Genomic DNA, 13,215 nt, shown 5'->3' with positions numbered 1-13,215 from the left:
CCTTGGCTAATTCCCTTTGCCTTCCGATGGTTTTTACCGTAAAGCGTTTCCCGTTCTGGGCGATGCTCTTTTTCGTTTTTTCACTTTTCGGCACTAAATTAAATGCACAGGTAGATTTTGGAACTGGCAAGCCCGAACAGGTAGGAATTTTTTTAAAGGGAAATGCATCGGTACATTCTTCCGATGAATTATTCAATGCTCAGGTAGCATCTCAAAAGATAGAGATTCACAATGATCAACAAAGTCTTCTAAGCATAAAAAAGATAGGTTCAAAACTTATTATTAAAAATCAGTCAAAAAAAATAACTTTTGCTGAAGAGGCAAAAATAGCCCAGAAAAAAAAGCTTGAAGAGGTAAAGAAATCTGTTGACAAAAAAATAAACGCAACAATTTCAAAGGTAAAATATAATTTAGAGGACAATATAAAAACTCATTCTTCGGAACAGTTTGCTCATTTGGGAGGATCTCTGAAGCCGAATTTCATCAAACCTTCACCTACCCAGGATTTTCAAAAGACAATATCAGAAAAACAATATTTGATCCTGATCAGAACATTCAACTATCTGCAGGAGAAAAAAATATTCGATTACAACAGCCAAAGCAAAAAATTTGGTTTCACAAAAGTCTTATCCGTAAGACCTCCCCCAGTTTTATGTTAACCTATATTTTATTTTTTAAAATAAAAAAAATTTAACGTAAAAACTAACTAAAATGAATTTTAAATTTATAAAAAAATGTCTGGCGATTGCTGCGACAGCGCTTATAAGCGTAAGTGCAATTGCTCAGGCTCCAACGACAGTTAAACTGTATTACACATCTGGAAATGCAGGTAGAGCATACGACATTACTACTCTTAATAACGGGAATTCTACAGGAACTTTGCCAACAGAAAATGCTATATTTGCAACTCCTGCAACAAATATGAGCAGCTTAGCTGTCGGATTCGACACATCAATATCCGGCGGTGGATCATTATCTTTTTTTTCAGCAAGTACCGGAGCAGGAAATTCTATTTTTAAAAATGGTTCGGATACCCAATCAAATCTCCCTTTAGGAGTCGGAGGCTTAGGAACAAACAATACTCCTGGTCCCTATTTTGGTATTACTTATGGTCAGTCGGGTCGAAATCTTTACAGAATTTTTCCAAATCCAAGTTCCACGCCTATTACTTTTACAGGAGATACTACATTTACTAATGGAACTTTTGTAGGAGCTGATATATGTTTTGACTACGAGAACAATGCCTTTCAGCTGGTTAGTTCGGGAGGCAATACATATCTGTACAAAATGAACCTGAGTACACTTGTGGCAACTCAGTTTTTACAAGTTGATACCAGTTCACAAGCAATGCCAGGTAGCGCTGTTGGCGTAGCGTATTTTAATGGTAAAATTTATTTGGCTACAAATGCTACGACCAACACGGTTCAGATTAGAAGCATTGACCTCTCAAATGGTTTATTAAGTTTTGTAACAACGTACACAGGACCAAGTGGAGGTACAATAGGAGGGGGTAACGGAGATTTGGCTTCAGCAGACTATTTTACGCCATTCGTCTTAACCTGTGGTACTTCAACCTTTACTGGAGCAAATGCAGCCACTCCACTTAATGCAGGAGTACCTATTACAAAGATTTTACGAGTTCCAATTTCAAATGTAATATCATCAATTACAGGAAGAACTTACACTCTTAACGTTTCAGGACCTGATTTCCAATCTACTTCTGCGACCGTAAATGTAACATCTTCCACAACCTTTATTGACGTTCCCGTTACTTATACAGGAAACGGAGCTCCCGGAACAAGACAGCTAACCATTCGCCTCAATAACAGTACAACGACATGCGGTCACACTGTTACAATTGCAGATTTAGACAGCGATGGTGACGGCATCACTAATTTCTACGATCTTGATAATGATAACGACGGAATACAAAATTATGCTGAAGGCTTTTGCCAATCAACTCCAAATTTGATTAAATCTCAGCAATTTACAGCGACTGGAAGTGGTGCTGCAGGAAAACCAACGATCTCATTCGAAACCCCAATTACAGGTTCTGGCAAAAGAATGGTGGTATTATTACTCAGCGTAGAGAGAGATCATACACCTACACCTTATGCAGATAACTGGGAATCTGCAATATATCAGGCTGGAGGAATTGCCAACATGCCTAATGTTTCTTATGGAGGAACAGCCATGACTAAACAGCAGTTTAGCTATGCATTTCATGGTGCTACTGGAGGTTCGGGTTCCACTGCAAGACTGAGCAGATCTCAATATGTTTATGTTTTGCCTGATTCCAGCATTCCTGCCGGCGCTCAAACTATAAGTCTTACTACCTTTGCTAATCCCATAAACACTGGAGATGAATTTGTTGCGAATGTTTTAGTGTATGACAACGTTGTGAATATAGAAAATGCAGGATATTCAGGTTTCGACAATACCAGTAACTATCCGGGATCAGTTACAGTAAATGCACCAATGGCATCTACAACTCAACCTACAGGTACTCTGGCGCAAAACAATTTGTTGCTCGCCTATGGTGGTACATCTAATGATAGCGGAATTATTATTTCAAACGGATGGACAACCGTGTTCAACACTGCTATAACCAATTCAAACGGCACATATTCTACTGACACCAATGCATTTCCAGGAAGCTCAGAAAATGATGGTATTACAAATACTGTAGCATCATTCACAGGAACTGCCGGAACACAATCAATCACTTACACTTTAACCAATCCAAATGCAGTTTTAGGAGGGGTTTTACTTTTCAGACTTGTTTCTACATCTGGTTGTCCTACATCTGGTACAGATACTGATGGAGACGGCATACCAAATTATCTGGATTTAGATTCTGATAATGATGGATGTCTGGATGCCATTGAAGGTGGTGCAACAATTGCAAGTTCTCAGCTCACAACCGCCGGCGGAACTGTAACTGTAGGTACTGGATCTTCTGCTGCTAACGCAAATTTACCTGGCCCGGTTGGTCAAACCGGAGCAAATCTGGGAATTCCGCCTTTGGCAGGAAACGGTCAGGGAGTAGGTACAGCATTAATAGCTAATCAAAGCCCTTGCTACATCGATGCAAAAAATGATATCAACCAAACACCAGTGAATATTGCGGTTGCAGGTTTCTTACTTACCAATGATGTAAGCGGAGAGGGTGCTGTAACATTGACATCAGCACAATTCTACACTTCTACAGCGGGAACTTTAGCAAACTTACCAGTAATTACAACAGCACCAGGAACTGGTACACCAACTTCAATTTACACTTCAACAGGTACTCTTGCAGGTACTATCCGTGTGTATTCAACTGGTGAATACCGTTTCATTCCTGCTACAGGATTTACAGGTACAGTGCCGTTAAATTATACCGCAGCCAATGCGGTTGGAGGAAGTGATACTGCATCACTGGAAATTCAGGTGATTCCGGTTACGAACCCAACAGCGAATGATGCGCCGATAGCATTAAACGATACGGGAGTAACTAAATCGGGTGTAACTTTAACTTCAAATGTTTTAGGAAATGACAGCGACCCTAATGCTGGAAACACAATTACTGTAACAGGTGCAACTCAAGGAAGCACAACAATTGGAAATGCGGGAACACCTGTAACTGTAACAGGAATAAATTCATCAGGTGCAACAGTTACTGCAGGTACATTTGCTCTGACAGGAACAGGTACCACAGCAGGAAATTATACATTTGTTCCGGCTGCAGGTTTCGTAGGAACTGTAAACCCTATTACCTATACGATCAGTGATGGTAACGGAGGAACAGATACTGCTGTTGTAAACATTGAAGTAAAAGCAGCAACGGCTCCACCGGTGGTTTTTGCAAATGACGATGCCAAAGCAACAGTGAAAGGTGTTTCAGCAAGTGGAAATATGCTCACCAACGATACCTCAACAGGTACAGGAACACTGTCTGTAACGAGCGTAACAATCAATGGAACAGCTGCCGCACCAACAGGCGCAGGAATATTGGTTCCGGGAGTGGGTACAATTACTGTAAGTTCAACAGGAGCTTATACATTCTTACCGCTTCCAACATTTGTGGGCACGTATGTAATTCCGTATACAACCTGTAACAGTGCCACGCCTACACCAGCTTGCTCTACTGCATCGTTGTACCTCACTTCACTGGATCTGCCTGGTTACTGTTATAAAGAACCAATCACGACAGCTGTTAAAAACCTTCCTTCGAAGCATGGTATCACCGCACTTAACAGAGCCGGATCAGGAAGTACAGAATGGCCGACAGTAAGACAGGGAGCATGGACGGTACTTGAAGCCAAAACCAAAGGTTTAGTAATTAACAGAACAACTTTTGTTGACGAAGATGGCAACCCTGCTACTCCACCTACTCCACCTACAGCTGCAATTCCTGCAGCGAATTATGTAGAAGGAATGATCATGTATGACAACGGTGTAAACTGTCTGAAAGTGTATACAGGAGCGGCAAACGGATGGCAATGCTACAGCACACAGGCTTGTCCGGATTTTTAACAATTTAAGTTTAACATTAATTTAAATTCAACAACATGAAAAAATCAATCAGTATATTAATGATCTGTGCAGCGCAATTCGCATTTGCACAGATCGCAATCGGGAAAGCATCTGTAACGCCTTTACCTGCAACCACTACTCCGAACCCATCAATCTCACTGGAGTTTGGCGATTATGCCGGCCCACAGTTGGGAAAAGGCATAATACTTCCCTACGTGACCTCAGCTGCGGCTGTTACAAATTCTGTAGCAGGAACTTTCTTTTACGATGTGAGTGATAAGGTTGTAAAGTTGAAAAACGGTACCAATTCTTATTTTGCACTTTCAAAAAATGAAGTTACCACAGTGGGTGCCAATACCAGTTTTGATACTACAGGCGTAGTTTCAACCGCTTTGCAGGATGCCCCAAACGTCAGTGAATTTCTGGATGCGAAAGTAAATATTGGCCCTTCTTCATCAGGAACTCCGCCGGGAATTCTGGTTTTGGAGAATACCAATCAGGCGATGATACTTCCAAAAGTAGCGAGTCCGCATCTCAACATTATTAACCCTGAACCAGGAACTATGGCCTATGATACCGTTACCAAGCAGATTGCTGTTTATAATGGTAAAGTATGGTCTTTCTGGAAACCTTAGGTTTATTTTTTTCACACCAAAGCGAGGGCTGCCGGATTTATTTCCGGCAGCCCTTTTTTTTAAATTCAAATCAGTTTTTTTAGCTTTAGTTAACAAAAAACCATTTTTTACAACAGCATAAAAGAAATTTTAAATCGTAACTGTTTAAGGTTAAATCTTAGTAAAGAAGACACACTTTTAATTGCATATTACTAATAAAGCTTTTAATTTTGAACTGAATTGAGCTGATCATGTATTTGAATTCAGACCTACAAATTCTTATTCAGTACCGGTTAAATTTGAATCAAATCTTATCACCTATTTTTTTAAAGTTTAAAATGAACAAAAACATCTATCTGCTGCTTCTTTTTATTTCCGTCAGCCTTTCTGGTCAGAACATATCAAATTGTAATCTTCAGAAATCGGACGCCTCGGATGCACTGAAGTTTGACAGGAACGATATGATCTGTCTTGCTAAAAATTCTGATAAACCTTACACCATTTTTTATACACTGGCTTCATGGTGCGCTCCCTGCCGGCTGCACTTTCCCGATGCCGTGGAACTTGAAAAAACCGGAAAGGTAAATCTATTTGTGGTACTTGTAGAATCTGAAGAGGACAAAAGACTCGTCAATGCCATCAATTTTATTAAATCCATATCTGAAAATGTGAAATTTGGAGTTTTAAAAGATGAAATTTACGGTACGAGGACAGGGAAGCGAAATAAGACCCTTGCAATCGAAATTACGCCCCAACACAATGAAATGATTAACGATTATGGCAAATTCATCCTGATTGACCGGACTGGAACAATACTCTACGTGACCAACTGGAAAGATTATAACAAAGACTGGCAGAATTCTAAAAAGATGCTTGAGAACAAAATTTTACCACTGATTAAATAACCTGCATCTCCGAATATTAAAAATTAAATTACGTATTTATACTGAATGAGATCTTTATGAAACCTTCTACATTTGTAAGGAAGAAAAAAAAGAAAAAAAGTTAGTTCGCTTAATTTTTTGTCCTGCCTCACGGTGGGACTTTTTCGTTGAAAATTCTGAGCATCTCCGCATTTTTTTACCGGAAACCTTATCACCGGTGCAGGAAACTTTCTCAATTACCGGAAAGGTCGTTGCTAAGGTACAACAGACTTTCCAGCTTACCGGCAAAACTCTTGTAGGGGTGCAGGGACCTGTATTGATGGACTTTGATGTTTTTTCACATTTTTTACTTCAAATTAATATTCAAACAGAATTATATCTCAAGAACGTATGTATAAAAATTACCCTCCGCTGGAAATCGGGTAACGGGATTCGCCGGATCAATTAAATAAACAGTGAATATTGAAGTACCGATTGTGAAATCCGAGAGAATTTTTGACGGGATGGTTTCTTAAAATACATTCTTTTATAATGACTCAGTTCCATTTCTAAAACAGCACCTAGCCGTGATAGCAGCGGTTACCCCACAGCAAGCCCGGGCATCAGCGGTGGCGCGAGGAGTATGAGCGGATAGCACGAAACAGCTCCCAAAAAAAAATGAGTAATGAGTAATGGCTGATGGATGATGGATGATTGTTTTGAAGGAGTTTATAGATTTTTGAGGTTAAATTTTTATTAAAATTAGATTTCTTATCCTAAATCAATGGACGGAAAATGAGTCTTGCCCTAAATTTGCTTCATAAAATAACAATTAAAAATCAAAATATTATGTCTACAAAATGGAACCTTGACCCAACACACAGCGAAGTTACTTTTAAAGTAAAACACATGATGATCTCAAACATCAAAGGTCAGTTTAAAAGTTTTAATGCAGAAATTGATGCTGATGACGACACTTTCAAAAACGCAAAAGTGAATGCTACAATCGACGTAGATTCTATCTTCACCAACAACACCGACAGAGACAATCACCTGAAATCTGCAGAATTCTTCAATGCAGAAGCCAACCCAACCATCACCTTCGAATCTTCTTCTCTGAATGACGAAGTGGAAGGAAATCTTACCGTAAACGGCGTTACAAAACCTGTTGTTCTGAACGTGGAGTTCGGTGGTGTAAATGTTGACCCATGGGGAAATACTAAAGCAGGTTTTTCTTTTGAAACTAAAATCAACAGAAAGGATTTCGGTCTGAACTGGAATGCAGCTCTTGAAGCAGGAGGTGTAATGGTAAGCGAAGAAGTGAAAATTGCCGGTGAGCTTCAATTTGTGAAACAGGCTTAATACTTTTTAATCTCAAAAATTCAAACCTTCAAGGTTTTTAAAACCTTGAAGGTTTCCTATTTCTTACACTGTGAATCTTCACGATCTCGAAAATATCAGCAGCGGTTTTAAATCTTCCCAGAAGATGCCTGCCCTCTTTCTTGGGCATGGCTCGCCGATGAATGCGGTCGAGGAAAATCAGTTTGTACAGGGATTCAGAAAAGCAGCTGCAGAAATTGAGAAACCGAATGCAATTCTCTGTATTTCGGCTCACTGGCTGACCGGAGGAACTTTTGTGACGGCTATGGAAATGCCGAAAACCATTCACGATTTCGGAGGTTTTCCGCAGGCATTATTTGACGTGCAGTATCCTGCTCACGGAAATCCGGAACTGGCTGAGGAAGTGATCAGCATTCTGAATCCGGTTGCTGAAGAAGATCACAGCTGGGGTCTTGATCATGGCGCGTGGTCGGTCATTAAACATATGTATCCCAATGCAGATATTCCTGTAATTCAGATGAGTATTGACTATAACAAGCCTCCTCAATATCATTTTGATTTAGGCAAAAGACTTTCAAAACTCAGAGAGAAAGGAATTCTGATTATCGGAAGCGGAAATATTGTTCACAACCTGAGAATGGTGGACTGGAAAAACATCAATACCATTGGAGCCGGCTGGGACTGGGCGATAGAAGCAAGAGAAAAAACCAACAACTGGCTTACTGACGGAAATTTCCAGAATCTTATCGATTACAGAAGTCACGGAACATCCCTGGAATATGCAATCCCTACTCCCGATCATTATTATCCGTTGCTTTACACTTTAGGTTTAAAAGAAAAATCAGAAGATCTCAAACTTTTCAATGATGAATTAATTGCGGGATCGCTCAGCATGACGAGCGTGAGAATTGGATAAAATTCTTCTTTTTTAATCACACAAAAAAGAGTATTATTGTATTCTATGAAGAAAACTCTATTACTTTTACTGATTATTCTGCCATTCTCTATCTCATTCGCACAGACCGTTAAAGGAACTGTTGTAAATGATTTAGACAAACCAATTCCTCAGGTAAGCATTTATCTTGACGGAACTACCACTGCAACTACCTCGGCTGCGGACGGAAGTTTCAGCCTGAACATTCCGAACAGTAAAAATGGAGTTTTGGTTTTTCAGAAAGAAAATTTCGACACTTATACTGTCAATGTTTCAGAAGTTTTAAATAAAACTTTGAAAGTAGGTCTTCTTAAAGCCAGAAATATTGAAGAAGTAAAAATAATTCCTTACACCGAAGCAACATACAAACGCTACATCGGTCATTTTCTGAATGCTTTCATCGGTATGGACCACGAAAACGTTAAGATTAAAAATCAGAGAACACTGAAGTTTGCCTACGATTCTGAAAATAAAATTCTCCGTGTAAAAGCTCCCCAGACTTTAATCATTGAAAATAAAAACCTTGGATATACAATTCAATATAATCTGGTGGAATTTGTGTCTGAATTTGATCATCATACCACAAGATTTTACGGAACCAGCTTTTTTACTGTGACAAAGAACAACGCAAAAATGAAGCTCAACAGAATGAATGCCTTCGATGGAAGTCAGGTTCACTTTTTCAGGAGTGTTTTTGCTAAAAAAGTAGAATCAGAAGGCTTTATTGTCAATCAGATAACGAAATTTCCAAATGAAAAATACCCTACACCAGCAGAACTTCAAAAGTTGAATGATTATACTGCAAGCCTAAAAAGTAAACAGGCAATCTTAAGCATACCGTCTGACATTTCTGACATTGCAGGCAGAAAACGTACAGAACCTGCCTACAAAATCGCTATCACGAAGATGCGTATTCCTGAAACAGACTATACAAAAAATACAGATGGAAAACTGATTCTAGATTATGATTATATGATGCAAATTAACTTCAAAAAATATTTTTACGAATACAGAAAAGGTCAGTTTGTAAAAACAAAAAACCCTATTGTTCAGACCTCATATCTGCATCCCGAGGGTGAAACTTTTGAAATCAGCAGCGACGGAAACACTTCAAATCCCGGAATGCTTACCAATCAGGGCGAATTTGCAAACAATAAAATTGAAAATCTGCTGCCTTTAGATTATGAATTAGGGGACTAAACGCAAAAAGCTTCCAGAACGGAAGCTTTCATTTTACAAATCGTTATATTTTACTGAACTGCCTGCAATACATTGATATTTCCATACCCGTAATCTGCATTTTTTGTTGGGTAGTATGTTGCCGACTGTCTCATTTTATTTAAAACCTGATCTCTCGTCCATGAAGGATTTTTAGACCAGACCAAAGCCGCAATTCCCGCAGTGGAAGCTGTTGCGACTGATGAACCGCCCACGTAATCTGTTTGTCCATTGTAATAACTTAACACCGGAATATTGCTTCCCGAAGCTCTTTCCATCTGGTAGGTAAAATCAATCTCCTCACCCGAATGGCAAACGTCACACTTCTGATTGGATGTATTTTCTTTCACGCCCGTCACTGCTTGTGTCTCTGGCATCCAGGCCGGGAAAATCACACCGACGAACGTTGTGAAGCTTGTGGAAGTTCCGCCAGCACAGAAGATGAGTTTTCCTTTTGAATAGGCATATTTCACACCGTCTTCAATTTTTCCTACCGAGAAAACATGTCCCATCGACATGGAGATGATCTTAACGCTTGCTGTATTTCCAAGATTGGTAAACGCTGTTTTCACGCCATTCTGCTCGTGATAGCCATCCAAAACTACATTCGAAGCGGCACGGTAAGAAATCAAGTTTGCATTGTAAGCCACACCAACGGGCTGTCCCTGATTATTTCTCGGTGCTGCCATCGCCGAAGCCATGCTCGTTCCGTGACCACACTTGTCGTCTGAACCATCGAAACCTGTACTCCACGGCCACACTGAATCTACATAAACTCCGTTTTTGCTGATGGTTCGTCCGGAAGAATTCCCGTTATTGAAGCTGCTTCCCAACAAGGTCTGGTTGGAAGAAACTCCGGAATCAATCAAACCAATCGTCACTCCTGCTCCCGTGCTGTAGCTCCACGCGTTTGTGATGTTGTGTTTTGCAAATGACCAGGGTGCTTTTGCATTTGGCGTTACAGTTGTATAGTCTGCTGCATTTAATGCTAAAGATTCATACCCACAACCTGAAGATGAACTTGATTTTGCAGCACCACTGAATTTATTTTCATTTTCAAAATAACGGTAGTCTGCTGGCTCAAGATAACGGATTTGTTTTAATTTTCTTAAAGCAATTACAGTTTCCTGCTTTTCAAGAACGACGTCAATCTGATTTAAAAACTCGTCTGATGACAGTAAAATTCTGTCTTTTTTGCCCTCATATTTTTCAATAGTCTGCAGAATCATGTTTTCAATCTCTTTGCTGTCGGGAGTTTCGCTTCGGTCGAAAGAATTCCCAAAACCGATCGATGCCAGTTTATTTCCCTGAAAAATACCGCTCCAGACAAAATGATCTGACGATTCTTTCCATGAAAAACGTTTTCCGGTTTTGATGGTTTCGTTGATTTTCTCATTGATTTGTTTTGCGGTAAGCGGATCTGTCTGTGTAATCTGCATTTCTGCAGGATTAGTCTGCAACTCGTCCTGACTGCATGATGTGAAAGCCAAAAACGCCACAAGCATGCAAAATACTTTTGTTTTCATGTATAAAATTTTAAAATGTTTGGTGAAGCCAAGTTATTAATTTATACTGAAAGACAGAAGGTTGAAATTAAATTTAAACAAAAAAAAGCTTCCGGATTGGAAGCTTAAATTGAGTACAAAGATGTAAATTTTGTTACCTTACATCATTTTGAAGGCATTTTCATTGGTGAAGGTGGCAATTCAACTCTAACTGAAGAATCTTCAGCTTCTAATTTTTTCAGAATCTTTTGTCCTATTTCTTTGCCCCATTTCATTCCAGCCTCACTGCTTTCTTTCATTATTAAGGGTGTGGACGCTATTATTTTTTTACCAATTGGCGTTCTATAAAATGAAATAAGATTATTTAAATCTTCTTCTGAATAATATTTTAAATAAATTGGAACAATTAGATCTTCCAAATCTGATGCTTTTATTTCTTTTGAAAACTCATTCCAAAATTCTTCAGAAATATTAGGATAAACTTCTTTGAAAGCATCGGCAATTCTTTTTGAAGAGTCCACACCAATATTTCCCGCACCAGTTAATGTCATCAATTCCCTCACTTTCAATTCTTTTGAATTCTGACCAAAGGCAAAAATCCCAAGAATAAGGGCGCAACAGATAGTAATTTTTTTCATCTTCTATGTTTTAAAAATTAACTACAAATTTCCTCTCATTAATCAATTGAGCGATTGCCAACATATCTTTTCCAATTAACCTGTCATCTTCCAGTTTGGCAACCTTTGAACGGAGAATGGCGTGGTTTTCTTCAATAATCTTCGAGCATTTCGCCGGTCTTCTGAATTCCAATCCCTGTGCAGCAAACATCAGTTCAACTGCTAAAATATTAACTAAATTCCCTAAAACCTGATTGAATTTTCTTCCTGAAATACTTCCCATCGAAACATGATCTTCCTGACCTAAACTCGTTGGGATAGAATCTGCCGATGCCGGAAAGCAAAGTGTTTTGTTCTCCGTAACCAAAGCCGCTCCGGTATATTGCGGGATCATAAATCCTGAATTTAAACCTGAACTTTCGGTTAATAATCTTGGCAACCCGTATTTCCCTTCCAATAATAAATAACTTCTTCTGTCTGAAATATTCCCAAGCTCAGCCGCCGCCAGAGTCGCGTAATCCAAAGGCATTGCCAATAACTGTCCGTGGAAATTTCCTCCGGAAATAGATTCTTCAGCACTCAGAACAATTGGATTGTCTGTTACAGAATTCAATTCTATTTCGGTAAGTAGCTTTAAATGTTCGAAAGCATTTCTGCTCGCCCCGTGAACTTGAGGAACACATCTCATGGAATAAGGATCCTGCACTCTGTCGCAATATTCATGCGCTTTCAGGTTATCTGAATTCTTTAAAAATTTCAGCATTCTTGCTGCAACCTTTTTACTTCCTTCAAAAGGTCTGATGTCGTGAAGTTCTTTTTTGAACGGACTTGCCGATCCTCTGTATGCCTCAAGACTCATCGCGGCAGTCATATCCGCAAGATCCAGAAGGTATTCGAATTTTTCTAAACCTTTAATGGCATGAGCCAGGATAAACTGAGTTCCGTTAATCAATCCCAAACCTTCTTTAGGTCCTAAAACTAAGGGTTCAAGATTGTTTTTCTCTAATATTTCAGCAGTTTCGAAGATTTCGTTTCCTACCCAAACCTGTCCGAGTCCTAAAAGAGGTAAAACCAAGTGAGACAAAGGCGCCAAATCTCCTGAAGCCCCTACAGAACCCTGCTCCGGTACAACCGGAATAATGTCTTTTTCAAGCATTAAAATAAATCTTTCGATCACTTCCAGAGAAACGCCCGAAAAGCCTTTAGACAAGGCATGAACTTTCGCAATCATCATGATTTTTGAAAATTCTTTATCAATCGGTTTTCCTACACCTACTGCGTGAGAAATGATCAAATTAAACTGAAGCTGTGCCGTCTCTTCAGCAGAAATTTTCGTATCACAAAGTGGCCCGAATCCAGTATTGATCCCATAAACACACTGATCAGACTCAACGATCTGCTTAACATTATTCTGAGATTTGATGATCTGATTTTTTGCCGCTTCGCTGAGCATAGCTTTATTTGGAGTCTTACAGATTTCCAGAACATCATGGAAACTGAAAGTATCTATACCGTATATCATTCTAAAAAAATTTGGCTAAAAATACACATTTTGAAGCGAACTGGAAACGCTTTGAAATTGCATAAAATAATTCACCGCAACAA

At 39.2% G+C, this 13,215-nt stretch carries 10 protein-coding genes; 7 read left to right on the top strand and 3 right to left on the bottom strand.

Translation table 11 applies throughout. The annotated features are described in order from the left end of the window. Positions 1-2: 2 nt before the first annotated feature. From ASG21_RS18020 to ASG21_RS17985, 7 genes are all read left to right on the top strand, one after another. Positions 3-659: a hypothetical protein gene (locus ASG21_RS18020; protein WP_128414356.1), complete on the top strand. Its 657-nt coding sequence runs from the start codon at positions 3-5 to the stop codon at positions 657-659. A gap of 52 nt (positions 660-711) precedes the next feature. Further along, complete coding sequence (locus tag ASG21_RS18015; RefSeq protein ID WP_056083998.1) at positions 712-4,518, top strand: Ig-like domain-containing protein; 3,807 nt, start codon at positions 712-714, stop codon at positions 4,516-4,518. Between the two features lie 35 nt (positions 4,519-4,553). Next, on the top strand, positions 4,554-5,153 hold the full coding sequence (locus ASG21_RS18010) for a hypothetical protein (protein WP_056083995.1): 600 nt from the start codon (positions 4,554-4,556) through the stop codon (positions 5,151-5,153). A gap of 317 nt (positions 5,154-5,470) precedes the next feature. Continuing rightward, positions 5,471-6,037 (top strand): hypothetical protein, encoded by a 567-nt coding sequence (locus ASG21_RS18005; protein ID WP_128414355.1) that lies wholly within the window; start codon positions 5,471-5,473, stop codon positions 6,035-6,037. 807 nt (positions 6,038-6,844) lie between these two features. After that, on the top strand, positions 6,845-7,357 hold the full coding sequence (locus tag ASG21_RS17995) for a YceI family protein (RefSeq protein WP_056083986.1): 513 nt from the start codon (positions 6,845-6,847) through the stop codon (positions 7,355-7,357). A 70-nt stretch (positions 7,358-7,427) separates the two neighbouring features. Continuing rightward, the gene (ygiD, locus tag ASG21_RS17990; protein WP_056083983.1) at positions 7,428-8,252 is read left to right on the top strand and encodes a 4,5-DOPA dioxygenase extradiol; all 825 of its coding nucleotides are present in this window, start codon (positions 7,428-7,430) and stop codon (positions 8,250-8,252) included. A 45-nt stretch (positions 8,253-8,297) separates the two neighbouring features. Beyond that, positions 8,298-9,470: a carboxypeptidase-like regulatory domain-containing protein gene (locus tag ASG21_RS17985; RefSeq protein WP_056083981.1), complete on the top strand. Its 1,173-nt coding sequence runs from the start codon at positions 8,298-8,300 to the stop codon at positions 9,468-9,470. A 50-nt stretch (positions 9,471-9,520) separates the two neighbouring features. Here ASG21_RS17985 and ASG21_RS17980 read toward each other — a convergent pair whose 3' ends face one another. From ASG21_RS17980 to hutH, 3 genes are all read right to left on the bottom strand, one after another. Continuing rightward, entirely contained in the window at positions 9,521-11,014 is a 1,494-nt protein-coding gene (locus ASG21_RS17980) for a S8/S53 family peptidase (RefSeq protein WP_056083977.1), read from the bottom strand. Positions 11,015-11,157: 143 nt separating this feature from the next. Beyond that, positions 11,158-11,631, bottom strand: coding sequence for a DUF2059 domain-containing protein (locus ASG21_RS17975; RefSeq protein WP_056083974.1), 474 nt, complete (start codon positions 11,629-11,631; stop codon positions 11,158-11,160). Positions 11,632-11,641: 10 nt separating this feature from the next. Next, positions 11,642-13,132 (bottom strand): histidine ammonia-lyase, encoded by a 1,491-nt coding sequence (gene hutH / locus ASG21_RS17970; RefSeq protein WP_056083971.1) that lies wholly within the window; start codon positions 13,130-13,132, stop codon positions 11,642-11,644. Positions 13,133-13,215 lie beyond the last annotated feature (83 nt).

It is taken from the genome of Chryseobacterium sp. Leaf394, assembly GCF_001424105.1.
Classification (GTDB): domain Bacteria; phylum Bacteroidota; class Bacteroidia; order Flavobacteriales; family Weeksellaceae; genus Chryseobacterium.
Note: the sequence above shows the minus strand (reverse complement) of the source record. Positions and strands in the feature narration are given on the sequence as shown.